Raw genomic sequence first — 23,580 nt, 5'->3', positions numbered from 1 at the left:
CGCTTTGCGAGAAATTTAAAAATGCTGTCATTTCGAACGAGGTACGAAGAGAAATCTTCTACGCCTTAAGTGTTCTTCGCGCAGAAGATTTATCTGCGATGAGCTCCACTGCGTTCCGGTTCTCCTCGCTCTCGCTTGTTCGAAATGACATTGCTTTTTATAATCGGTGGCACCAAAAGATATGGCCACTACCATATAGCGATAAATAGCTATTTTATTAGCTTAGCACCGCCATGACGAAACTTTACCTGAGCATACTCTCATTTTTAACCTTTAGCCTCAATACATCAGCCCAAACAAAACCGGTGCAGTATACGGATACTGTGCGCAGTCTAACACCAGTAACCGTACGTGGTTACCTTAGTGAGCAGCCTGCCATTACCGTACCTGCATCAGTTAGCGTACTTGGTGCTGCGCAGCTAAGGGTACAGCCCGATAATTCATTTGTCAGTGCACTTAATACCGTGCCTGGCATAAGGGCAGAGGAGCGTTCGCCGGGGAGTTACCGTTTAAGCATCCGCGGCAGTTTGCTGCGTTCGCCTTTTGGGGTGCGCGATGTAAAGATCTATTTTGATGAGATACCCCTTACCGATGCAGGCGGCAATACCTACCTCAATACCATCGATATCGGCAACATCCGCCATATTGAGATATTGAAAGGCCCCGACGGCAGTTTGTTTGGTGCCAACTCGGGCGGCGTGGTTTTGCTAAGCCCCGTAAATAAAAAGGACAGTACCTATTTAAACGCCGGTGTGAATGGCGGCTCGTACGGCTTATTCCACCAGAAAGTATCCTTGCAAAAAGTTAGCGGCAACAACCGCTTCAGCCTAAATCAATCGTACCAGAATTATGACGGTTACCGCCAAAATAGCCGTATGCACCGCATTTACCTGCAGGCGGGTGATGCTTACAAATATGCTCCAAACAGCGAACTAAGGGCCATTGCCTTATACTCAAACCTGGATTATCAAACGCCGGGCAGCTTAACCTTTGCCCAAATGCAGGCCGATCCGCGGTCGGCGCGTTTGCCAACAGCAACGGTGCCGGGAGCTGTACAGCAGAAGATCCGCATCAACACCAAAATGCTTTTGGGCGGTTTGGTGAATGATGCACGGCTGAGTAGTCGCATCAGTAATGTGCTGGCCGTTTACGGCAACCATGTCGATTTTGCCAATCCATTCATCACCAATTACGAACAGCGCGATGAGAACACCTACGGTATGCGTAGCTACTTCACTCTCGCAGCCATCCCAACGGAAAACTTCGACTGGAAGCTGAACGTCGGTGTGGAGTGGCAGCAAACCAACTCGCTCATCAGTAACTATGACAATAATGCCGGCAAGAAAGGAAAAGTGCAGAAGATAGACAGGATAAACACCGGTCAGCATTTCTTTTTTACCCGCTACGCTGCTGATATTTTTAAACGCCTGCATGCCGAAGCCGCTGTGAGTTTAAATTACTACGGCTATAAATTCCGTAACCTGCAGCCGCTTAATGAGAGCAATACCAGTACCCGCGATTTTGATGCCGTACTAATGCCGCGACTGGCCCTGTCATACCAGATCACTAACGATTTTATCTGGCGCGCATCAGTAAGTCGTGGTTATTCTACTCCTACTACTGCCGAAGTAAGACCTACGGATAACATTATTAACACTGCACTGCAGGCACAAATTGGCTGGAACTACGAGACCGGTTTCCGCCTGCGCAACCATGATGAAAGCTTAATGCTTGATGCGTCGGTGTTTTATTACAAGCTGGATAAGTCTATTGTGCGTCGCTTAAACCCTAACGAAACCGAATACTACATCAACGCTGGCGGTACCAATCAGCCCGGTTTTGAGCTGGCGTTTACCGATTGGCTCATCAAACGTAACAGCACCCATTTTATACGCGGCTTACAATTTAATACTTCGGTTGCCATCAGCAGGTTTAAATTCAGAGATTATACGGTATCAACCACCAGCTACTCGGGCAACCGCTTAACCGGCGTGCCGCGCGAGGTGGTGGTATCATCACTATTGCTGAATATGCCTCTGGGATTCTCGGCTTTTGTGCAGCATAATTATACCTCATCTATCCCGCTTAATGATGCTAATACGGTTTATGCAGCTAAGTATCATTTGCTGCAAGCCAAAGCATCATGGCAAACCAACATCGGCAATAAAACCAAGCTTGAGCTTTACGCCGGTGCCGACAACCTGCTGAACCAGAAATACAGCCTGGGTAATGACCTTAACGCCGTAGGTAACCGGTACTTTAACCCGGCCCCTTTGAGGAATTACTTTTTTGGGGTGGGCGTGAATTTGTAAGGATTGAATACGTGTAGCTACTACCCGCGCGTAATTGCGAGGAACGAAGCAATCTCCCAACGCTACAGAGCCGCTCTGCTTATGTAGAGATTGCTTCGTTCCTCGCAATGACGCATTTTTTAGCTTAGAATGGCAATTTATTTGTACATCTGAAATTTGCATATCCGCAAATCTAACTATCCAATCTATCCTTAATGGTCAGCGTATCCGCAATCATATCATGCAGGCACTGTTGTTTGGGATTAAAGAAACAGATGAAATATCCGGCAAAAAGGGTAGCTACTGATACCAGTTTGGCGATGTTACGAACAAGGGCTTTTGAAGTAGTAAGGCGGTCGCCATAGATATCGCATACGCGGATACGGAGCAGTTGCTTACCGAGAGTACTCTGTTTTGGTCCGCTTTCCATCCTGATGCTGTAGATAAACTTGGCGATAGGTGTTAATGATACTATTGCGATGGTAATGCCCACTCGCAAGGTTTTATTTTCCTCGCCGGGGATGAAGATGTAGAGAAGCATCATTACTACGAAAGCCATCAACACAAATATGCCAAATATCAGTAGCCAGTCTATAGCTGCGGCAATAGCGCGCTGATCAAAACTACCGAAGTATTGCAGCGGCAGCGGCCGGCGTTTGAAACCGAAGAGTTCGCGCAGGGCGGGTATCTCGTGGGCTTCCTTGTAATCTATCATCCCATCGGTTTTCACAAAATCGCCGGGTTTGATGTTGCGTTGGCGTAATTCGGCAATACTGAACGGCCCCTCGGGCTTGCCATTGATAACCAGGATATAGTTATCGCTTTCGGTAGGATCGGGGATGGGATTGCCGGGCGTTTGCATGGGGAGTAAAAGTAAATAAAAAGATGCTTTTTGGGAATCGCTCGCACTGTTGACTCACCCCCGACATCGCTGGCGCTTGTCGACCCTCTCTTCGCTGCGCGTAAAGAGGGTAAGCTCATTTTTTTTACCCTCTTTGCTGCTTGCAGCAGAGAGGGTGGTCGAGCGTAGCGTAGACCGGGTGAGTCCACTATGCGCTGAAAAAGTCTAAAACAAAAAGGCTCCCCGCCAACCGGCAGGGAGCCTTTTTACAAAGAATAATTAATAACGACTTACTTTAAAATCACTCAGGCCACCTTTCATTACAATGTACATTTTGTTGGCTGCCGTGGCAAAGTTTGGTGTTTCGTAGGTGCTGTTACCTTTATCGGTAAAGCCGGGGAAACTATCAGATGATAAACCGGTGCTGGTTTTTATCTGTACTGCTGCACCCTCTGGTACTTTAATATCTACCTCAGATACGCCTGTTGCAACTTCAACCCTGGTTGCACTTACCGGCATGCCCATTTTAACTTCAAATGATCCGGCACCGCCGTTAACATTAAGATTACGTACACGGAATTGTGAGAGGTCGAAATCAACCTTAGTAGCTCCTGCTTTTATGTTGATATTCCACACGGGTTTAGCACTCAGTTTCATGGTGGCAGAGTTGGTGTTGTCGCTATCCCACTGTATATTTCCTTTTTTATCTTTCATGCGTAGCTCAACTACCGGGGTAGTGCCATCCATGCTGTGGTTATAGGTAAAGCGGTTGAAAGACTCCTTGGTGCTGGCTTCAAACAACTGTGAGGTGGTATCTTTAAGAATGTACTCCGTGCCGCCGCCGTTCACCTCAAGGCGGGCTTCAACAGTGCCTGGTTTAAACGACTCGGCATAGGTGCTGCTGCCGTTTACTTTTGTAATGCTGTGCTTAGCTGTATCGGTACTGCTATCGTTATCATCATCGTCGTCATCGTCATTATCATGGTTCCAGCCACGGTCATTAAAGTGCCAGTGCCTGTTAAACGGTGAGAACCATGGGTTTTCAAAATGGCCAAATATCAACACCCCGAAACCTAATATTACCACACCAATTTTTATGGCGCTCGCCCAGGCTGTTTTTTTGTTGGCCAGTACAAGGTTTACACCTGCCATTATCAGGAATACCGGCCATAGGTGCCAAAGGTTTCCCCAATGAAAGTTAATTACGTTATAGTTATCTAAAAGGAATATTACTCCTATACCTACCAGGATAAGGCCTGGTACTAATTTATCGCTTCTCATGGCTTATAAAGTTGAGGTGTTGTTATCGTCTTGTTTGTTGTTATCGGTCTCGGTAGTAGTTGTATTAAACTCCGCTTCTTTTTTCTCAGGCTGAAAAGCATCCTGGTGCTCCCAGGGTTTCTTTTTACCCGTAAATATAACGGCTAAGCCGGCTACTACCAATACTACCGGCCAAAGTTGTTCAAAATCAAAATCGGGCATAATATCCAGGTTGTCCAGCAGGAACAAACCGCCTAATACGATCAGTATGGCGCCGAATATCACCCCAAAGTTTGATTTTTTTGGCGGCTGATACATGAACGGCTGGCCTGCCTGGTTAACCGGCGGCACGGTGTAATCTACCTTAATATCGCCGTAAGGCTGGCTGTATCGTGGGTCGTACCCCGGCGCAGGGTTTACACCCGGTTTAAACGGATTTTGATAGTTGAAAGGTTTTTTTGGTAAAACTATCCATAAGATAATGTAGGGGATAAAACCTACGCCTTTTAATACCAGGGCCAAAACAAATATTAATCTAACAACAGATACATCCATGTTAAAATAATCAGCCAGGCCTGCGCAAACCCCACCAATTGATTTGTGTTGTTCGTCGCGATACAGTTTCTTTTCCATTTTATTTAGTTATTAAGTGGTGTTTATATCTGGCCCGGTGCAGGTCTGATGATCACTTCGTCAACATTGGCGCCGGCGCTCATACCAAGTATATTTGTTATTGCCGATGCCACATCTTCGGGGAGTACCATTGTGTTTTTGTCAACCTCAACGCCCTTCCACGAATCTGTTAATGTTGAGCCCGGGATCACTGCGGTGACTTTAACACCATGCTCCTGCATTTCGAGCCGCATTACCTTATTAAGACCCAGCAAGGCGTATTTGGTTACACTGTACACCCCGGCCACTGCTATAGGGTTTAACGAGGCCACTGAACATATATTGAAAATATGCCCTTTACCGACAGAAACCATCTGTTTACCGAAGAAACGGTATAGTTCATAGGCAGGCATAAGGTTAGTATCTATCTGTTTTTGGAAGCTATCGTCACTATCATTTAGTATGGATACATGCTTGTACATACCCACATTGTTCACTATAATGTCGACGAAACCCATGTTTTTCTCGGTGAAAACGGCAAAATTTTTCACATCGGCAAGCTTACTGCAGTCGGCAAGGGTGGTAAAAACTTTTATCTGCGGATTTATTTGTTGAAGCTCTTTAGCAAAATCTGATAATTCTTGCTCGTTGCGCGAACAAATTGACAGGTTTATTCCTTGTTTAGCAAAAGCGATGGATACCGCCCGGCCTATGCCCTTAGTGGCACCGGTAATAAGTGCGTTTTTCATGTGTTGATATTTGAGTTTCAAAGTAAGGCAATTACGATTAGCTGTAAAGCTTAAATTAAAAAATGTATTTTTAGCAGATTTTTACCCTATCTATGTTCACAAGTTTTGGAAAATATATACTACTCCTGCGCCTAAGCTTTAAGCGGCCGGAGAAGTTTAAAGTATACTGGGCCGAGATAATGCGCGAGATGGTATCTGTGGGCATAGGCTCATTAGGTATTATTGCCATCATATCGGTTTTTATTGGTGCTGCTACTACCATACAGGTAGCCTTTCAGTTAGCCAGCCCGCTGGTACCGTTAAGTATTGCCGGTAAGATCTCCCGCGACTCAAACATTCTTGAGTTTAGCCCCACCATATCATCACTGGTACTGGCGGGCCGTGTAGGTTCAAATTTCGCTTCGCAGATTGGCACCATGCGTGTAACCGAGCAGATAGATGCCCTGGAAATAATGGGTGTTAACGCGCCGGGTTATTTGATATCGCCCAAAATATTAGCCAGTATTACAATGGTGCCCGTATTGGTTATTGTATCAATAACGCTGGGTATCACCGGTGGTTACATTGCCTGCCTTGCCGGCAGCGAAATTACTCCTGCCGATTATGTTGCGGGCGTGGTTGATGGCTTTGATGGTTTAACTATCCGCGTAGCCTTGGTTAAGGCTTTTGTTTTTGGATTCCTGATAGCTTCAATATGCGCTTATCAGGGCTTTTATACCTCGGGTGGCGCACTTGAAGTGGGCCAGTCGGCTACACGTGGTGTGGTTTACAGCTGTGTGATGATCTTATTTGCCGACCTTATTATAACCCGTTTAATGCTATGATCGAAGTTAAAGACATTGTTAAAACCTTTGGCGAGAACGAGGTACTAAAAGGGATCTCAGCAATTTTCCAAACGGGAAAGAATAATTTGATCATAGGCGGCTCTGGTTCCGGTAAAACCACTATGCTTAAATGTATTGTGGGCCTGCACGAGCCCACCAAAGGCCAGGTTTTTTTTGATGGCGAGAACTTTACCGAAATGGATTTTGAACAGCGCGTACCCATCCGCACGCAAATAGGTATGCTGTTCCAGAACTCGGCTTTGTTTGATAGCATGACGGTTGAGGAGAACATTATGTTCCCGCTTAACCTGTTCACTAACCAGTCAATAGCGGAAAAGCGCGACCGTGCCAACTTCTGTTTAGAACGCGTGAACCTGAAAGGCCGCAATAAATTATTCCCGGCAGAACTATCGGGCGGTATGAAAAAGCGTGTGGGTATTGCCCGCGCCATTTCTATGGAACCCAAATACCTGTTTGTGGATGAGCCAAACTCCGGCCTCGATCCAAAAACATCTATCTTAATTGATGAACTGATAGCCGAACTGACCATTGAATACCAGATGACCACCGTTGTGGTTACCCACGATATGAACTCGGTAATGGGTATTGGCGATCATATTATTTTCTTGCACCAGGGCCAAAAGTGGTGGGAAGGCTCAAACAAAGAGATTGCCCATACCGATAACCAGGAACTTAATGACTTTGTATTTGCCAGCAAATTTATGCAGGCGGCTAAAGAGAAACTTTAGTTACCAGTTTGCAGTGGGCAGTTCGCAGTAAGCTGCGTTATCAGTTTAGTTAGCAGCCTATTTTAGTTTAATAACTATATTTGCAATTAACTTAATCGGCAAGTGAGTTGTGCAAACTGCAAACTAATAACTGCCAACTGATAAACAATGATCAATCTCCTTACCCCAACCCACTGGAAAGATTACGAGCTGATAGATTGCGGCGACTTTGAAAAACTGGAGCGGTTTGGTGACCTCATATTAATTCGCCCCGAGCCGCAGGCTGTGTGGAGCAAAGCGCTTAACCAAAGCGAGTGGCAGCGCCTGCACCATATCCGCTTTAAAGGCCGCAGCGCCACTGCGGGCGACTGGGTAAAGAAATCGCCCCAAACGCCTGACCGCTGGCACATCGAATACAAGAATGATGATGTGGCGATAAAGTTCCGCCTGGGTTTAACTTCGTTCAAGCATGTGGGTATCTTCCCCGAGCAGGCGGTTAACTGGGATTATATCTCGGGCAACATTAAAAAATTTACCACGCCCAACCCAAAGGTGCTTAACCTTTTTGCTTATACAGGCGGTGCATCATTAATTGCAAGGGCTTCCGGTGCCGATACTACGCACGTAGATTCGATAAAGCAGGTGGTTACCTGGGCAAACGAGAACCAGGAACTATCAGGTATAAAAGATATCCGCTGGATGGTTGAAGATGCCCTTAAGTTTGTAAAACGCGAGGTTAAACGCGGCAAAACCTACAACGGTATCATCTTAGACCCGCCGGCTTATGGTAACGGCCCTAACGGCGAAAAATGGAAACTGGAAGATAACATCAACGAGATGATGAGCGATGTGATCCAGTTATTAGATCCCGAAGAACACTTCCTGATCCTGAACACCTACTCGCTTGGTTTCTCATCGGTTATTATCCAGAACCTGATAAAAAGTGCGTTCCCTAAAGTGGAGAACCTGGAGATTGGCGAGCTTTACCTGCAGGCTACCGCAGGCCCTAAGCTGCCGTTGGGCGTTTTTGGAAAATTTTTCAAAAACAAAGCCTCATAAGGTTGCTATTTTTATCTTTACATTGCCAAAAATCAAGCAATAATTAAACACTTAAACAATAAAGAGAACTCGCGTTCGCCCCTACTTCCTATGAAATTCAAAAGCGTTTTAATTCCCGGCCTGCTGCTTAGTTTGTCAGTAGCCATGTTAAGCAGCTGCGGCGATGGCGGCAGCAAAGACAAAAAAGGCGGTACATCATCAACCGATACTTCAAAAAAAGCGGCAGCACCAGGCGAAACGCCAGATACGCTGAGCGAAGTAAAATCGAGCTACCCGCCGATAGATAAAGCTAAATATGATTCGTTGATCAAATTCAACGCGCATAATGATACAAGTGGCCGTTGGCCGGTAAAAGGTACGCCATACCCATTGGGTGGCGCTATATTGCCATTTAAACGTGTTGTGGCTTACTATGGTAACCTGTATTCTAAAAAGATGGGTATCCTTGGCGAGTTGCCGCCAAACGAAATGCTTGCCAAGCTAAAAGGCGAAGTAAAAGCATGGGAAAAGGCAGATCCTAAAACACCGGTACAACCTGCCCTGCACTACATTGCGGTAGTTGCCCAAGGCGATGGTGGTAAAGATGGTAAGTTCCGTTACCGCATGCCGTTTAAACAAATAGATAGCGTATTGGCTTTGGCTAAAAAAGCACACGCAATTGTTTTCCTTGATGTGCAAGTGGCTCTATCAAACATCCGTGCAGAGTTGCCTTTGTTTGAACAATATTTGAAAATGCCACAGGTACACTTCGGTATGGACCCTGAGTTCTCGATGAAAGACGGTAGCAAGCCGGGTAAAAAAATAGGTACTTATGATGCTGATGATATCAACTACGTATCTGGCTACCTGGCAAACATTGTTAAAAAGAATGGCCTGCCACCGAAAATATTGGTAGTACACCGTTTTACTAAAAAGATGGTAACCAACTACAAAAACATTAAACTGCGCCCCGAGGTACAGGTAGTAATGGATATGGACGGCTGGGGCGAACCAGACCTTAAAACCGGCACTTACCGCTACTTTATCAACCAGGAGCCGGTACAGTTCACAGGTTTTAAACTGTTCTACAAAAATGACATTAAAAAGGCTCCGCACCACATGCTAACGCCCGAAGAGGTATTATCGCGCTACAGCCCTTACCCGCTGTACATACAATATCAATAGTCTAAAGTCATTAGTATAAAGTTAAAAGCCCTGAGTTGAGCAAATCAATTCGGGGCTTTTTTGTTGGAGATGGTTGTGTAATGGCGTATATTTAGTTTATCTGACCGTAAGCCTTATGAAAACATCCCGGTACTCTATTGCCTTCATACTTTGCTTTTTGCTGATAAGTTGTTTTGCCAATGCGCAGAATGTAAAAGCACCCTCTGTGAAAGAATTGGCAAAACGTGTAGAGGCCTCGCCCGCCAATCTCTCCGTTCATGAAGAATATATTAAAGCTGCTGCTGACAAAGCATCGCAGCTAAAGCCGCAATATGATGCCTGGCAAAAAAAGTATCCGGATAAAGCAGCTATCTCTTATGCAATAGGCAAAGCTTTGTTAAATGATAACGACAGTACCGGTAAAGGCTACCTGCTAAAAGCTGTTACAATTGATACCAACTTTGCACCTGCATGGCAGGCTTTATATATGGCTGAATTAAGCGTTGATAATACCAAAGCCGCTCAACGCTACGCTGAAAAAGCAAAGAGCATAGACCGTAAAAATGTGCAATACGCATTTGATTATGCATGGGCATATAGAAACGACGACCAAATAAAATTTGACTCACTTTTGGTTGACCTTGCGGCGCGTTTCCCTGATACTGAAAAGGCAGCCCTTGCACTTTGCTTCGCCAGTCAATCGGCATATAATAAGGCTGAGCGTAAAGCTTATTGCGATGCTTTGCTTAAGATGGATAAGAAAGAGCAACTGCCATGGGTAAACTATGCTTTTGTGGAATATTACCAGGATCTGTTAACTACTGATGCAGAAAAGGCTTTTGAGGTTGCCCTGCAGATGTCGTTAAAGATCAAAACAAACCGTGATTTGTGGAAGAAGCGCCGGCAATTGGCACGCAGCTTTTTAGAGACCCGCCGTTCGTTGAAAGAAAACCGCCCGCATGATGCCGTCGCGCTTATTGACAAAGAGACCATCGGTAACTCCATATCAACCACCATCGCGTTTAACGCTGAGCCTGTTCTTGCCATGCTCAAGGCCGAAGTATATGATGCCGCCGGCCTAACGCAAAGAGCAATTGATACGCTCACGGCCATGTATACGGTATCGCCGTCAAAGGCCATTTATGATAAAATGCTAAACCTTGGGCAAAAGGCAGGGCTTGATAGTAATGCGATATATAACTCTGTAAAGCGAGTACTGGAAGCTAAAGCGTGGGCGCCTACAGATTTTTCATTAGAGAATTATGCCGATCATAAAAAGGTATCGTTGTCTGATTTTAAAGGCAAAGTAGTTTTGCTGACCTTCTGGTTTCCTACCTGTAGCCCTTGTAAAGCCGAGTTTCCGCACTTTGAATCGGTGTTGAAAAACTACGACCGCAGCAAGGTGGCGTACCTCGGCATAAACCTCAATAACAGTAATCCCGAGTTGGTGATGCCTCTTATGGCGAACGCTGGCTACAGTTTTATACCATTAATGGATGCCAAAAATCAATCAAAAGGCAATCTGCCGTTTATAAACAGCGCACCCACTAACTATTTGTTTGACGGCAGGGGACGTGTTGTTTTTTCAAATTTTCGTGTTGATGATACCAATCATGATATGCTGGAATCAATGTTAGAAATACTTTTGAAAATGAATAAATAGTTCTGAAGTCGAAAGTCTTTAGTCTGAAGTCTTGAGATGATTACCATTTCAGAACTTTTTTGTTGCTGCAATTTTGCCGCCGACTTCTTACTTTCGACTCAGGACTTCAGACTAAAGACTCATGACAAAATTCGGTATCATTGGTTGCGGGCGCATTGCTCAGCGTTTTGCAGAAGGTATAAAAGCATTACCCGGCGCGAAATTGTCTGCCGTTTACTCGCGCAGGTCAGAAAGCGTAGCTGCTTTTGTTGCAGCGCATGGCGGGCAGCCTTTTGAAAGTGCCGAAGCGTTGTTGGCCAGCGATATTGATGCGGTGTATATCGCTACGTTACCAGATAGCCATGCCGCGTATAGCATTGCAGCTTTAAGGGCGGGCAAGCATGTACTTTGCGAGAAACCGGCCACTGTTAATCTCAAGCAACTGGATGAGGTGCTGGCCGTTGCCAAAGAAACCCGACTGCTTTTTATGGAAGGGATGAAACCGCCCTTCTATCCGCTTTACCAAAAACTGAAGGACTATCTGCTGACCGATCCCATTGGTAAAATTGGTTATGTAAGGGCAGGTTCGTCCGTGGCGGATATCGACCCTACACATCCTAATTTCAGTCACGAACTGATAGGCGGCAGCCTGATGCAGATAGGCATTTATGAAGCTTTTTTGGCGATAGACTGGCTGGGCAAAACCGAAATCGTACAGGCTATGGGCCGCTTTAACGGCACGCAACTGGATATGTTCAGCGTTTTCCAGACCATGCACCGGGATGGCGGATACGCACAGCTCTACGCCGGTTTTGATGTGCATGGCAAAGGCGATGCACTTATTTGCGGCACGCTCGGCAATATCACTATCCATAAAAACTGGTGGAACCCTGCAAAGGCAACCATCAATTATTTGGATGGCCGCACGGTTGAGCTGGATGAACCATTCACCGCAGGCGGGTTAAATTACGAGATAGCGCATTTCTGCGGATTGATAAAAGCCAGCAAAGCCGAAAGCGACATCATCAGCTATGAAATGTCGCGCCAGATGATAGCGATGATCGACGAGGCAAGGCGGCAGGTGGGATTGGTTTATCCGGGAGAATAGTAGGATAGTTAATCAACCTTTTCATAGCTGTGATGTTATAACTGTATGACAAAGCCAGCAAACGACCACGATAAACCATCGCCATCTGATACCCCAACTGAAAAGCCTACCGACCCGGGACATGAAGCTGTTGTGCGCAAAGAGGATAAGCAATACAACGCCGACGAACCCAAACAGGAAAACGTAGCCAAAAAGAACGAGCGCCAGGAGCAGCCCGTTGAACCGGTTAAGAACCCGCCGGCTAAAGACCAGCCCGATACCTCTGATGATGATGAGCGGAGATTGGAATCGAAATAGGAAAATAAAAATGTCATTTCGAACGAGGAACGAGGAGAAATCTTCTGCACGGGAACTATCGCGCGTAGAAGATTTCTCGTCACCCCTTTTCTAATCCCCGCTCTTCTGTTCGCTCGAAATGACATGGGGTTTTGAGTAGAAACTCAAATACTTTTCGCTATCCCCGCAGAGTTAAACTGCAGATCATAAAGCTTGCGGTAGTAACCGCCCTCTATACGCAGGAGTTGCTGGTGGGTGCCCATTTCTTTTATCTCACCGTGGTCAAGCACAATGATCTTGTCGGCGTTTTGGATGGTGGATAACCTGTGGGCAATAACAATGGCTGTACGGCCCTGCATTAGCTTGTTAATAGCGTTTTGGATCAATAGCTCGGTCTCGGTATCAACAGAAGATGTAGCCTCGTCCAGAACCAAAATAGCCGGATCATAAACCAACGCGCGGATGAAGGATATGAGCTGTGCTTGCCCGGCGGATAGGGTTGACCCGCGTTCCATCACGTTGTAATCATATCCGCCCGGCAGGCGTTCAATAAAATCATGCGCGCCTACATCTTTTGCTGCCGCGATGATTTGCTCGCGGGTAATATCATCGCGGTTGAGGCTGATGTTGTTGCCAATGGTATCGGTAAACAAGAATACATCCTGTATCACCGTCGCAATTTTAGATCGCAGGTAATCTACACTATACTCGCGTATATCGTGCCCATCTACCTTAACATCGCCTTTACCAATATCATAAAAGCGGTTGAGGATATTAATAGTTGACGATTTACCGGCACCGGTAGCACCTACCAAAGCCAGTGTTTCGCCCGGTTTTACATGGAAACTGATATCTTTTAGTACCCAGTTCTCATCGTTATAGGCAAACCAAACATTGTTAAACTGTATATCGCCCTGCAGAACTGCGGGAGCCAGTTTACCTTCATCCGGTGCTACATCATCGGTATCTAACACTTTAAAGATACGATCGGCACCTACCATACCCATTTGCAGGGTGTTAAATTTATCGGCCAGCTGGCGTATGGGGCGGAAAAGCATGTTCAGCAATACAATAAACCCGGTTATCACACCCGGCGTTATGCCATCCGGCGAAGCCGAAAGTGTGTGCATTTGCTGATCATTCAGGATCCGTTTACAACCGTACCAAACCAATAATGCTATACAAATGGCAAACAGTATTTCCACCACCGGGAAAAAGATAGAGTAGTACCAGTTTGAGCGGATATTGGCATCGCGGTATTTCTTATTCACATCCACAAACTTGCGCATCTCCTGCTCCTCGCGGGCAAAGTATTGGATAATGCTTATCCCACTGATGTGCTCGGCCAAAAAGGTATTAAGCTGCGCCACCTGCGTACGCACTTCCTGGAAAGATGATTTGATGGCCTCTTTAAATACATACGTAGATGCAAACAGGAATGGCATTGGTATCAGGGTGATTAAGGCAAGTTTCCAGTCCTGCCAAAGCATGTAGCCGATAACGGCGATTACCAGCAGCAGATCACCCATGATAGAGATCAATCCCTCAGAAAAAATATCAGCAATGGTTTCCAGGTCTGATACTGTACGTGTAATGAGCATGCCGATTGGCGTACGGTCAAAATAACGCAAACGCAGGCTGGTGATATGGTTAAACACATCCTTCCGTAAATCGCGGATAACGGATTGCCCCAGCGCGTTGGTTGAATAAGTTTGATAATACTGCGCAATAGTTTGTACCACCAGTTGCGCCAGCATTAGCCCCACCATAAAAACAAGGCCATTATAATTATTGCCTAATATGTATTTATCCAGCGTTATCTGGATAAGGATTGGTTGCAACAAGGCAACTCCTGCTAAAAAAATAGTAAGGATGGTAGCAATAACAAATGTACGGTTGTAAGGCGTAACGTAATGCATAACACGCTTAAGCAACTTCCAATCAAAGGCCTTGCCGGTAACGGTTGCGCCCCCACCGCCTCCGCCGGCTGGCGGAGAAACCTTTGATTCGCTATTTTTACTATCCTTCTCTTTTGCCATATAATCTTCTACTCCCCCTTCAGGGGGCTGGGGGGCTAATATTTCACTTCCGTTAAATACAAACCACAAGCCGGTACACTGGTACCTGCATTACTGCGGTTTTTACTTTCTATAATATTGCGCACTTCCTCGGGTGCTATATCACCACGACCAACCATCATTAGCGTGCCCACAATGGCGCGTACCATGTTGCGCAAAAAACGGTCGGCAGATATTTTAAATACAATGCCGTTTGGGGTTTGCTCCCAGCGGGCATTTACAATTTTACAATTATTAGTAAACACCTGTGTATTGCTTTTGCTGAAACAACTAAAATCTGAGTATTCCATGATAATTGCTGCCGCATGGTTCATCAGATCCAGGTTGGGCATATCGCGTAGTAACCACGATTTGTTATACAGAAACGGATCTTTCTGAAAATGGATATGGTATTCGTAAGAGCGCTGCGTAGCGCTGAAACGAGCATGCATATCGTCATCAACGGCAAAAATCCGACGAACGGCTATGTCATAAGGTAACAGGGCATTTAGCCCCCTAACCCCCTGAAGGGGGAATTTTTGAAGTGCGTTGTCTTCGGCTCCTCCGCCAGCTGGCGGAGGCTGGGGGGCGTCTATATGCACAAAATACTGCGTGGCATGTACCCTGGTATCCGTCCGTCCGCAGCCTACCGTTTCAATGGGTTGGCGCAGCAGGGTACTGAGGGCTTTGTTCAACAGCTCCTGCACGGTAACGGCATTGGGTTGTATTTGCCAGCCGTGGTAGTTGGTGCCATCGTAACTTAATTCAATAAAATAGCGTTGGGTGTTTGCCACAGGGCAAAGTTAGCATTTACCATTTTAGATTTACGATTTACCATTCTATCTTTGAGCACCTTTAAAAATCGTAAATATGTTACAACGTATCCAATCAATATACTTACTGTTCGCATCGCTGGTGTTATTTGCACTGTTTCTTTTCCCGCTGGCTCACGGCCTTTTTGTTGATGGCAAGCTGATAGATATTGCCGTAACCGGCGTAACCGAAAAGGTGAACAATGTTGATAAGCCCCTGCAATCATTTGTGGCGCTTACTGTGCTTACCGCTATTGTGGGTTTAATTCCGCTGGTGATCATTTTCCTGTTCAGGAATCGCAAACAGCAGATAGCATTGATATACGGCACCATTTTGGTACTGATAGGTTACAGCTTCTGGATGGCCCAAACCGTTAAAAAAGTTGTAGGCCCCATCACGCTCGAGTATCGTAATATGGGTATAGGCCTGTTCTTGACGTCGTTAAGCATTATCCTGCTGATATTTGCCGTTAAAGCTATTCAGCGCGATGAGAAACTGGTAAAATCTGCAGACAGGTTACGTTAATTATTATTTCTTAAAAAAATCAGATGGTGCTATAAGGAAACCCAAATAGGCCGTAAAAGCAGCGTTATTTGGATAAAAGCCCCTTACTTCAACACCTATTGTGGCGTTTAGCTTCGTTACTTTTTCGGTTACCACACCTTTGGCCAGATAAAAGAATTTGTTGGGGTTTATCCTATTATAAAAATTCAGATTTTCTGAGGCGTTAGCCATAGTAGGGCGGTAATTTGCGTCTCCGCCGGTAATAGAATTGCCGGTAAGTAACAGTACATTTAAATGTAAAAGGTTATCTTTTTGATATATAAGTTGTGGCCCAATGCCATAATAGCCCGTAATGGTATGCTCCATTGTAAAAGAGTTTTTTGGAGTAATTCTTGGATTCTTCGCGTCAAGTGCATCATCACTGGTAACTGATGCATCATACTTAACGTTGACTGAATCTGTAAGGACGAAATTATTGTAAGTTGTTTTAACAGATGTCCATAATACCTCTAAACTTCCTGTTAAATACAGTCTCAAGCTGGCTTCGTTGTCATCGTTTCTTGCAATACTTAAAGTAGGGTTCAAATAAGCGCCTACTGTATTATACTCTTTCTTTGCATATCGTAAGTAAGTATTACGAGCATAAAAGATCGTGTCATTTGGCTTTTTTATGTTAAAAGTCCCCGTACCTGTATTTACCGAATCAGCGAAAAAGCTTTTAGTAAAAACACCCGCGTTCAAACCCCATTTTTTATAAAGAGGCAAACGTATGTCTAATTGGCCAATATATTTAGAAAAAAGAGGCTTGCCATAGAAGCTTAAACTACCGGCTGTAAGTATTGTAAACCTCGCTGAGTCGATATTTTTTAGCTCGAGAGGAGAGCCGATTCCTTTTTTATTTGCAAGTGTAATGGTTGGATTGAGATCAGATAAAAACTCGCCGTCTTTAACAGCTACTAATTTTAAAATAATAGTTTTTGCGGACGCCTGAGTGCTTGGCTTTACTAATAAATTGAGATGTGCTATATCAATACCTTTTATTACCGAGGCGCTCAAAATTTCATAATCTTCTGAACGTTGAGCCGTGCCGCTATTAAGGTCAATCACCTTTATATCAACAGATTCTTTCGCCTTTACATTTTTTATGTTGATGGATATATCTATCGTTTCAGGCTTGTCGCTTCTCTGAATGGTAAGTTTATCTTTAGGTATTTCTAATGTTTGTGCCCATGTTGTTGAACTGCACAACATCAGCAATAGGCCAATAAGGTAAGGGGTTTTCATAACAGGCTTTTTTGTTATAAAATTCGACCTGCTATACTTTATTATCTACCGTTAATACACCCTCAATACATGGTATTTACACGCTTAATTAAACCTGCCCTCTTTTTCTATAGAGCGGTAAGGCTTCGCCAGAAAATCGCCTACCACCTGGTTAAACATATCCCTGTAGAATATCGGTGTAGAGTGGCCCGAGTTTGGTAGTATCCACAAATAGGCCTTCGGGATGTTCTCAAATATCTCCAGCGTATGACGGGTGGTAATTACATCGTGGTCGCCGCCAATAACCAGCACAGGGCAGGTTATTGATCTTAATGCCTCGTTCTTAATATTTGGCTCGTACGATAGCAGGTGCATCACCTTCAACTGGTTCTTCATCCCGGCAGGTACGGTCTTCATTTTCTTTAATGAATCGGCTGCTTGAATATTCTCTGCCAAAACAGCTTTCTGCAAAAAAGGATCAACAGCCGTGGTATCCGGGCGGAGATTGGCACCGGTAACGGCCAGTTTCTTTACCTTATCGGGATGGCGCATGGCCAATAATAATCCTTCTATACCGCCATCGCTCCAGCCAATAACGTTGGCGTTTTTAATTTTCAGGTGATCCAGCAAGCCGTTCAGATCGTCGGTGATCATTTCGTAGCTCAGCGAATCGGCATGGTCAATGGTTTTACCCTGGGCACGGCTATCGGCCAGGATCACCTGGTATTTTTTAGCGAAGTAAGGTATCTGGAACAGGAAGTTATTGATAGAGCCACCATTGCCGTGAATGATAAGCAGAGGTTCGCCTTTGCCATAAACCTCGTAATACATTTTAATGCCACGGATATCAGCATATTTACCAACGGCTTTGTTACGGCCATATTGGGTGGTATCCATCATTTTGCGAAAATCCTGTGCTTCTTGTGCGTGTGATGCAGATGCGGTTAGCAGCATAAGTGCCGATGCCAGCATATAAGCAAATTTTTTCATTGTGATGTGGGGTTGCTTGTTAGTGCGAATGTAAGTCAAAATTTCGGTACTTTTGCCCGCTGATAAAGGCCGAAACACATTGGCCTTTGGCTATCAAGGATAAATGTTCAATTCTATACAAGACTTTGCCGATGGGCAACTGCTGCTGGTTAACAAACCCTACAAATGGACCAGCTTTGATGTGGTAGGCAAAATACGTAACTCGTTTAAGCCGCTTAAATTAAAGGTTGGCCATGCCGGTACTTTAGACCCCCTGGCTACCGGCCTGCTCATCATCTGCACCGGTAAAATGACCAAACAGATCGACACCTTCCAGGCAGAGGAAAAGGAATATACCGGCACCATGGTGCTTGGCTCAACCACGCCAACCTACGATCTGGAGAGCGAACCCGAAAAGAAGTTTGAGGTTGACCATCTTACTAACGAACAGATCTACGCCGCCTGTGCACAATTCATGGGCGAGATACAGCAATACCCGCCAGCCCACTCGGCCATTAAAGTAGATGGGGAGCGCCTTTACGAAAAGGCCCGCCGCGGCGAAGAAGTGGAACTAAAAGCCCGTACGGTTACTATCAACGAGTTTGAACTCACCCGTATCGAATTGCCCGAGGTTGATTTTAGGGTAGTATGCAGCAAGGGAACTTACATACGCTCATTGGTAAATGATTTCGGGAAGGCGCTGGATAATGGTGCTTATATGTCGCGCTTACGCAGAACCCGCAGTGGTAATTTTAAGATAGAGGATGCACACGAGGTGATGGAACTGGTTGGGAAGATAAGGGAGTTGAAAGAACCGAAAGCGGAATAGAGTCTTCTCCCCAAGTCATTGCGAGCATAGCGTGGCAATCCCCGACTTACAGAGCGGCTTTGCATATCGGGGATTGCCACGTCGCTGACGCTTCTCGCAATGACGTGGTTAAGATAACGCGGTTAGATTCTTCGCTGTCGCTCAGAATGACAAAAGCCCTTCACGCATCAAACTGTGGCCCGTCTATCACCATCAGGGCAAGTACATCTTCTTTGTCTTTTCCAAGCTGCACCACCAGCTCATCAAGCGATGAGAATTTAATATCACCTCGTACGTAGTGCAAAAACTCCATGCGGAGCTGCTGGTTGTAGATATCGCTGCTAAAATCAAAAATGTTTACCTCGATGTTGCGCGTCATACCGTTAACGGTTGGGCGGTGACCAATGTAGGCCATGCCGTTGTATTGCCGGCCATTCACTTTTACACGCACGGCAAAAATGCCATCATCAGGAATTAGTTTGTAATTTTCTTCGATGAGCAGGTTGGCGGTAGGATAACCCAGCTCACGGCCCAACTGGTCGCCTTTTATTACCTTGCCGGTGATAAAGAACGGGTAGCCCAGGCACTCGTTAGCTATATGGATCTCATTCTCTAACAAAGCTGTACGGATACGGGTTGAGCTGATAGCAACATCATTTATATCCTGCTCGGGTATCTCTACCACGTCAAACCCATACTGTTGCGATAAATGCAGCAGGTCCTGCAAACCACCCTGGCGGTCTTTGCCAAAACGGTGGTCGTAACCTATCACGATGGTTTTGGTACCTATCTTATTTACAAGGATATCGCGAATGTATTCCTCTGCCGTTTGGTTGGAGAAATCGCGAGAGAACGGCGTAATGATCAAATGGTCTACACCTAACTGCTCCAGTAGTTCGGCCTTCTCGTTTATGGTATTGATCAGTTTCAGGCTTTCATCCTCCGGGTGTAAAATCATCCGCGGATGCGGGAAGAAGGTAAGGATAACCGTTTCGCCGCCGGTGCGGGCAGCAAGGTCTTTTATGTGCGCTATGATCTTGCGGTGGCCTATGTGCACCCCATCAAACGTACCAATGGTAACCACAGCGTTGGGTACGCGCGTAAAATCGTCAATATGATGGTAGATCTTCATAGCTACGGGCAAAGGTATAATCACAAATCAAATTGCCGAAAGGTTTTTGGTTATTTTACTTTGAAGAGGCTCTGAACCATGATGTAAAAGGATTGGCAGCGTTAACGAGAATAACGAATGCGTCATTGCGAGGAACGAAGCAATCTCTTTGCTGTACAGAGCCGCCCTGTATAGTTTGGAGATTGCTTCGTTCCTCGCAATGATGCGCCGAGAAGTTGAACGTAGTTTAATTTTTTAATTATTACTTTTATACCAACATGGCCAAGCTAAACCTCGACAGACAGGAAAGTGAATTTTTGAATAGCACCATTGCTCATTGGGAGAAAGAAAACCTGGTGGATACGGAACAGGCTGCCCGCCTGCGCGAATCTTATGATGTAAAAGGCTTCGACTGGATGCGTTTGGCTAAGTACAGTATTTGGGTGGCGCTGTTTTGCGGGGCTATTGCCATAGGCTCGTTTATTGTGGATGATGCCGTTGTTAACTGGATAAAAAACCTGTATGATACGCCGGATATTGTGATCAGCCTGTTATCTGCAGTTGCTGCAGTAGGCTTATTCTACCTCGGCCGCCGTCGCGAGAAACAACACCCCGAGCAGGTATTTACTAATGAAGCTACCATTTTCCTGGGCGTGTTTTTTACTGCCTGTTGTATTGCTTACCTGGGCAAAACTTTTGATCATGGCTCGGGCCATTACTCGGTGCTTTTCCTTGTATCCGTTATTGTGTATGCTTTTTTGGCTTACCGCATGCAATCAAGACTGATATGGCTGTTTGCACTGGTGTCTCTGGGTAGCTGGTTTGGTACCGAGACGGGATATCAAACCAATTGGGCATTCTATTTCCTGGGGATGAATTACCCGCTGCGCTTTGTGGCTTTCGGGTTGTTGCTGGTTGGTGCCTGCCACTTGCTTAAAAACAAAAAATGGTTCAATTACTTTTGGGATCTTACCTATGTGATAGGCATGCTGTACCTGTTTATGTCGTTATGGTTGCTGAGCATCTTCGGTAACTACGGTAGCCTGGAAAGCTGGTGGCAGATAAAGCAGATAAGCCTGTTTTACTGGGGCATTATCTCGGCTGTGGTTGCAGGATTGTTCCTGCTGTATGGCTTAAAACAAAAGGATGTAATTGCCCGGGAGTTTGGCATAACCTTCCTTATCATATCACTCTACACCAAATACTTTGAATATTTTTGGGAGAGCACCAACAAAACTATCTTCTTTGCTATACTGGCGCTATCATTTTGGTTAGTGGGCCGCAAGGCAGAGAAGATCTGGAATGTGAAGCTCAATGGTTAAGTTTTGAACTTTGATTTATCAGAGGTATAGCCTACGCAATGACGCGCTTATTTTACTCAATGATGCTTAAAAAACGCCAGGTACACCTGCTTGCAAATATGATATGCAGCAAATGCGAAAAACAGCACTGCAATGCCGGTATCAATTAAGCGGTTGCTTAGCTCAAATTTCTTTTTGATATAGCTGGCAAATTTGGCGTAGATGAACAGGCCCAGAAATGCCCCGCCTGCCGAGCCTATACTGAAGATAACTAATGGTATTTTCCCGTCTAAGATCCACTCGTGGGTAATCAAATAGGTGCCTGTAACCATCCAGAATGGAATCTGCATGGGGTTAAGGAAACCCAGCAGTATGCCGTATTTAATAGCTGCATGCTCAGAGTAATTGGTTTTTGGTGGCGTATTGCGCGCGCGCCATGCAAGGGTACCCAGCACCGTGAACAATACCACCATTACCCAATCTATAATGGTATCTAAACGTACCTGCTCGGCAAGCCAGCGGGCACCTAACATCACAAAAAAGGTAAAGAAAAACTCAACGCACGAGAAAGCAATGATAAACTGCAGCGCCTGTTTCATGCCGCGGTTAATGGTGATCTGCACCAGCGTAAGGTTTATGTTACCCGGCGGTATGTACCCTATGAAGTTGGCAATTACGCCGATGAAAAAGGTCAGGAATATCATCGGGGATAAAGATATGGTTAATAGTTAAATTAATAGATGCTTAGCGTTAAGGAATTAATTTATGGGTTGTCCGTCCGCTTAGTGGTGTGGACAGGGTAGACAAATTTAACTTTCGAACCATTACGTAGATCTTAGCAATCCTATATCAGTATTTCATTAGGAAGGGCAGTGTGCGGAATTCATCATTAGTGGATGTACTTTTTCTTTTTCCGCAAAAGAAAAAGTACCAAAAAGAAAACTCGCGGCTACGGTAACGCGCTACAAAGGTTCTGCTGCTGCAATGCCTGTACTATCCGCACGTTACGCTATGCCGCAATGTTCGGTTACGTTAGGTTTAGTGCCTTTTTAAAAACTAAACACCATGTCATTGCGAGGAGCGATAGCGACGTGGCAATCTCATAGGCGTATTCGGCGTGTCTGTCCTCTGAGATTGCTTCTCCGCCAGCCGGCGGATCGCAATGACATGGTATAGAATAATTACGGTTCACAACAAAAATCGCATATTTGCATGTTCATAAATGGGACACTGCCAACTGCAAACCGCCCATTGCAAACTGTATTAAAATGCCATCTGAAAGAATTGTATCGTTACTGCCTGCTGCTACCGAGATTGTTTGTGCTTTGGGACTGGAAAGCCATTTGGTTGGCCGCTCTCACGAGTGCGATTTTCCGGAGAGCATTACCCATTTGCCGGTATGCTCTGAGGCGAACTTTCCTGATGGCTTAAGCAGTGAAGAGATAGACGTAAAAGTTAAAGAGATACTTGCCGATGCTTTATCGGTTTACACGGTTAAACGCGAGGTAATCAAAGAGCTGCAGCCCGATGTGGTACTTACCCAGGCGCAATGCGAGGTTTGTGCCGTTAGCCTGCCTGATGTGGAAGAAGCCCTGAACGGTTACCTTGATAAACCCGCGCAGATCATTTCCCTGCAGCCCAATACGCTTACGGAGATACTGAATGATATTAAACACGTAGCCGATACCTTGGGTGCTGCCAATGCAGGCGTGCAATTGCTTGAAGACCTTAATGAGCGTATAGACATCATCCGCCATAAGCTGAAGTTTATGGAAGTGAAGCCTACCATTGCCTGTGTAGAGTGGCTTGCACCTTTAATGATATCAGGTAATTGGATACCAGAGTTGGTAAGCATTGCCGGTGGTACGCCAGTACTTGCCGAAGCCGGTAAACACTCGCCCTATGTAGAGTGGGACAGGATTGTAGCCACCGATCCTGATATTATCCTGCTGATGCCTTGCGGCTTTTCTATTGAGCGTACCATGAGCGAGGTAGGCTTAATACTTGGCCAACCCGGCTTTGCCGACCTGAAGGCCGTGAAAAACAACCGTGTTTATATTGCCGATGGTAACCACTACTTTAACCGCCCCGGGCCAAGGATAGTAGACTCGCTGGAAATGCTGGCCGAAATCATCCACCCTAAGCAATTTATCTTTGGTAACGAGGGTAATGGCTGGGTAAAATTCGCACTTTAAAAAATATTTTAAAAAGTCCTGCCTAT

General features: G+C 45.4%; 22 protein-coding genes. 12 read left to right on the top strand and 10 right to left on the bottom strand.

Translation table 11 applies throughout. The features are described from left to right. Positions 1-233: 233 nt before the first annotated feature. A complete protein-coding gene (locus tag D0C36_RS11455) occupies positions 234-2,312 on the top strand; it encodes a TonB-dependent receptor (protein ID WP_117391768.1) in 2,079 nt (692 codons plus the stop codon). 172 nt (positions 2,313-2,484) lie between these two features. Here the strand turns inward: D0C36_RS11455 and D0C36_RS11450 are convergent, their stop codons facing one another. The 4 genes from D0C36_RS11450 to D0C36_RS11435 all read right to left on the bottom strand — a co-directional run bounded on the left by D0C36_RS11450 (position 2,485) and on the right by D0C36_RS11435 (position 5,753). Further along, positions 2,485-3,153, bottom strand: coding sequence for an RDD family protein (locus tag D0C36_RS11450; protein ID WP_117391767.1), 669 nt, complete (start codon positions 3,151-3,153; stop codon positions 2,485-2,487). A 258-nt stretch (positions 3,154-3,411) separates the two neighbouring features. Continuing rightward, the gene (locus D0C36_RS11445) at positions 3,412-4,413 is read right to left on the bottom strand and encodes a LiaI-LiaF-like domain-containing protein (RefSeq protein WP_117391766.1); all 1,002 of its coding nucleotides are present in this window, start codon (positions 4,411-4,413) and stop codon (positions 3,412-3,414) included. A gap of 3 nt (positions 4,414-4,416) precedes the next feature. Next, positions 4,417-5,025, bottom strand: coding sequence for a PspC domain-containing protein (locus D0C36_RS11440; protein ID WP_117391765.1), 609 nt, complete (start codon positions 5,023-5,025; stop codon positions 4,417-4,419). 23 nt (positions 5,026-5,048) lie between these two features. Further along, on the bottom strand, positions 5,049-5,753 hold the full coding sequence (locus D0C36_RS11435) for an SDR family oxidoreductase (RefSeq protein WP_117391764.1): 705 nt from the start codon (positions 5,751-5,753) through the stop codon (positions 5,049-5,051). Between the two features lie 92 nt (positions 5,754-5,845). Between D0C36_RS11435 and D0C36_RS11430 the strand changes: the two genes are divergently transcribed. The 7 genes from D0C36_RS11430 (at position 5,846) to D0C36_RS11400 (ending at position 12,554) form a co-directional block, all read left to right on the top strand. Next, complete coding sequence (locus tag D0C36_RS11430) at positions 5,846-6,577, top strand: MlaE family ABC transporter permease (protein WP_117391763.1); 732 nt, start codon at positions 5,846-5,848, stop codon at positions 6,575-6,577. Beyond that, positions 6,574-7,326 (top strand): ABC transporter ATP-binding protein, encoded by a 753-nt coding sequence (locus D0C36_RS11425; protein ID WP_117391762.1) that lies wholly within the window; start codon positions 6,574-6,576, stop codon positions 7,324-7,326. Before D0C36_RS11430 ends, D0C36_RS11425 begins: the two co-directional genes overlap by 4 nt. A 147-nt stretch (positions 7,327-7,473) precedes the next feature. Next, positions 7,474-8,364, top strand: a complete 891-nt coding sequence (locus D0C36_RS11420; RefSeq protein ID WP_117391761.1) for a class I SAM-dependent methyltransferase — start codon at positions 7,474-7,476, stop codon at positions 8,362-8,364. Between the two features lie 90 nt (positions 8,365-8,454). Then, positions 8,455-9,528 carry a hypothetical protein gene (locus tag D0C36_RS11415; RefSeq protein WP_117391760.1) on the top strand — a complete coding sequence of 358 codons (1,074 nt, stop codon included), beginning with the start codon at positions 8,455-8,457 and terminating at the stop codon, positions 9,526-9,528. A gap of 115 nt (positions 9,529-9,643) precedes the next feature. Beyond that, positions 9,644-11,170: a TlpA disulfide reductase family protein gene (locus D0C36_RS11410; RefSeq protein ID WP_117391759.1), complete on the top strand. Its 1,527-nt coding sequence runs from the start codon at positions 9,644-9,646 to the stop codon at positions 11,168-11,170. 121 nt (positions 11,171-11,291) lie between these two features. Further along, complete coding sequence (locus D0C36_RS11405) at positions 11,292-12,257, top strand: Gfo/Idh/MocA family protein (RefSeq protein WP_117391758.1); 966 nt, start codon at positions 11,292-11,294, stop codon at positions 12,255-12,257. Between the two features lie 45 nt (positions 12,258-12,302). Beyond that, complete coding sequence (locus tag D0C36_RS11400) at positions 12,303-12,554, top strand: hypothetical protein (RefSeq protein ID WP_117391757.1); 252 nt, start codon at positions 12,303-12,305, stop codon at positions 12,552-12,554. Positions 12,555-12,697: 143 nt separating this feature from the next. Here the strand turns inward: D0C36_RS11400 and D0C36_RS11395 are convergent, their stop codons facing one another. Further along, positions 12,698-14,452, bottom strand: coding sequence for an ABC transporter ATP-binding protein (locus tag D0C36_RS11395; RefSeq protein ID WP_233524505.1), 1,755 nt, complete (start codon positions 14,450-14,452; stop codon positions 12,698-12,700). A gap of 155 nt (positions 14,453-14,607) precedes the next feature. Continuing rightward, positions 14,608-15,384 (bottom strand): tRNA pseudouridine(38-40) synthase TruA, encoded by a 777-nt coding sequence (gene truA / locus D0C36_RS11390; protein ID WP_117391755.1) that lies wholly within the window; start codon positions 15,382-15,384, stop codon positions 14,608-14,610. A gap of 76 nt (positions 15,385-15,460) precedes the next feature. On the opposite strand from truA, the gene D0C36_RS11385 reads away from it, so the two are divergent. Further along, entirely contained in the window at positions 15,461-15,928 is a 468-nt protein-coding gene (locus tag D0C36_RS11385) for a DUF4293 domain-containing protein (RefSeq protein ID WP_117391754.1), read from the top strand. Positions 15,929-15,931: 3 nt separating this feature from the next. Here D0C36_RS11385 and D0C36_RS11380 read toward each other — a convergent pair whose 3' ends face one another. Both D0C36_RS11380 and D0C36_RS11375 read right to left on the bottom strand, forming a co-directional pair. Beyond that, a complete protein-coding gene (locus tag D0C36_RS11380) occupies positions 15,932-17,191 on the bottom strand; it encodes a hypothetical protein (protein ID WP_117391753.1) in 1,260 nt (419 codons plus the stop codon). Between the two features lie 84 nt (positions 17,192-17,275). Beyond that, entirely contained in the window at positions 17,276-18,160 is an 885-nt protein-coding gene (locus D0C36_RS11375; RefSeq protein WP_199502006.1) for an alpha/beta fold hydrolase, read from the bottom strand. Positions 18,161-18,263: 103 nt separating this feature from the next. Between D0C36_RS11375 and truB the strand changes: the two genes are divergently transcribed. After that, entirely contained in the window at positions 18,264-18,968 is a 705-nt protein-coding gene (gene truB, locus D0C36_RS11370; RefSeq protein ID WP_117391752.1) for a tRNA pseudouridine(55) synthase TruB, read from the top strand. Between the two features lie 160 nt (positions 18,969-19,128). On the opposite strand, the gene D0C36_RS11365 is transcribed toward truB, so the two are convergent. Next, positions 19,129-20,079, bottom strand: coding sequence for a bifunctional riboflavin kinase/FAD synthetase (locus tag D0C36_RS11365; RefSeq protein WP_117391751.1), 951 nt, complete (start codon positions 20,077-20,079; stop codon positions 19,129-19,131). A gap of 257 nt (positions 20,080-20,336) precedes the next feature. On the opposite strand from D0C36_RS11365, the gene D0C36_RS11360 reads away from it, so the two are divergent. Then, positions 20,337-21,380 (top strand): DUF2157 domain-containing protein, encoded by a 1,044-nt coding sequence (locus D0C36_RS11360; protein WP_117391750.1) that lies wholly within the window; start codon positions 20,337-20,339, stop codon positions 21,378-21,380. Between the two features lie 56 nt (positions 21,381-21,436). Here the strand turns inward: D0C36_RS11360 and D0C36_RS11355 are convergent, their stop codons facing one another. Further along, entirely contained in the window at positions 21,437-22,063 is a 627-nt protein-coding gene (locus tag D0C36_RS11355) for a LysE family translocator (RefSeq protein WP_117391749.1), read from the bottom strand. Between the two features lie 564 nt (positions 22,064-22,627). On the opposite strand from D0C36_RS11355, the gene D0C36_RS11350 reads away from it, so the two are divergent. After that, entirely contained in the window at positions 22,628-23,554 is a 927-nt protein-coding gene (locus tag D0C36_RS11350; protein WP_117391748.1) for a cobalamin-binding protein, read from the top strand. Positions 23,555-23,580: the final 26 nt, after the last annotated feature.

Source organism: Mucilaginibacter conchicola (assembly GCF_003432115.1).
Taxonomy (GTDB): Bacteria; Bacteroidota; Bacteroidia; order Sphingobacteriales; family Sphingobacteriaceae; genus Mucilaginibacter; species Mucilaginibacter conchicola.
Note: the sequence above shows the minus strand (reverse complement) of the source record. Positions and strands in the feature narration are given on the sequence as shown.

Bases quoted from the DNA above. Each gene is read 5' to 3' on its own strand.
- D0C36_RS11455 (WP_117391768.1), top strand. From the start codon at position 234: ATGACGAAACTTTACCTGAGCATACTCTCATTTTTAACCTTTAGCCTC.
- D0C36_RS11450 (WP_117391767.1), bottom strand. From the start codon at position 3,153: ATGCAAACGCCCGGCAATCCCATCCCCGATCCTACCGAAAGCGATAAC.
- D0C36_RS11445 (WP_117391766.1), bottom strand. From the start codon at position 4,413: ATGAGAAGCGATAAATTAGTACCAGGCCTTATCCTGGTAGGTATAGGA.
- D0C36_RS11440 (WP_117391765.1), bottom strand. From the start codon at position 5,025: ATGGAAAAGAAACTGTATCGCGACGAACAACACAAATCAATTGGTGGG.
- D0C36_RS11435 (WP_117391764.1), bottom strand. From the start codon at position 5,753: ATGAAAAACGCACTTATTACCGGTGCCACTAAGGGCATAGGCCGGGCG.
- D0C36_RS11430 (WP_117391763.1), top strand. From the start codon at position 5,846: ATGTTCACAAGTTTTGGAAAATATATACTACTCCTGCGCCTAAGCTTT.
- D0C36_RS11425 (WP_117391762.1), top strand. From the start codon at position 6,574: ATGATCGAAGTTAAAGACATTGTTAAAACCTTTGGCGAGAACGAGGTA.
- D0C36_RS11420 (WP_117391761.1), top strand. From the start codon at position 7,474: ATGATCAATCTCCTTACCCCAACCCACTGGAAAGATTACGAGCTGATA.
- D0C36_RS11415 (WP_117391760.1), top strand. From the start codon at position 8,455: ATGAAATTCAAAAGCGTTTTAATTCCCGGCCTGCTGCTTAGTTTGTCA.
- D0C36_RS11410 (WP_117391759.1), top strand. From the start codon at position 9,644: ATGAAAACATCCCGGTACTCTATTGCCTTCATACTTTGCTTTTTGCTG.
- D0C36_RS11405 (WP_117391758.1), top strand. From the start codon at position 11,292: ATGACAAAATTCGGTATCATTGGTTGCGGGCGCATTGCTCAGCGTTTT.
- D0C36_RS11400 (WP_117391757.1), top strand. From the start codon at position 12,303: ATGACAAAGCCAGCAAACGACCACGATAAACCATCGCCATCTGATACC.
- D0C36_RS11395 (WP_233524505.1), bottom strand. From the start codon at position 14,452: ATGCATTACGTTACGCCTTACAACCGTACATTTGTTATTGCTACCATC.
- D0C36_RS11385 (WP_117391754.1), top strand. From the start codon at position 15,461: ATGTTACAACGTATCCAATCAATATACTTACTGTTCGCATCGCTGGTG.
- D0C36_RS11380 (WP_117391753.1), bottom strand. From the start codon at position 17,191: ATGAAAACCCCTTACCTTATTGGCCTATTGCTGATGTTGTGCAGTTCA.
- D0C36_RS11375 (WP_199502006.1), bottom strand. From the start codon at position 18,160: ATGAAAAAATTTGCTTATATGCTGGCATCGGCACTTATGCTGCTAACC.
- truB (WP_117391752.1), top strand. From the start codon at position 18,264: ATGTTCAATTCTATACAAGACTTTGCCGATGGGCAACTGCTGCTGGTT.
- D0C36_RS11365 (WP_117391751.1), bottom strand. From the start codon at position 20,079: ATGAAGATCTACCATCATATTGACGATTTTACGCGCGTACCCAACGCT.
- D0C36_RS11360 (WP_117391750.1), top strand. From the start codon at position 20,337: ATGGCCAAGCTAAACCTCGACAGACAGGAAAGTGAATTTTTGAATAGC.
- D0C36_RS11355 (WP_117391749.1), bottom strand. From the start codon at position 22,063: ATGATATTCCTGACCTTTTTCATCGGCGTAATTGCCAACTTCATAGGG.
- D0C36_RS11350 (WP_117391748.1), top strand. From the start codon at position 22,628: ATGCCATCTGAAAGAATTGTATCGTTACTGCCTGCTGCTACCGAGATT.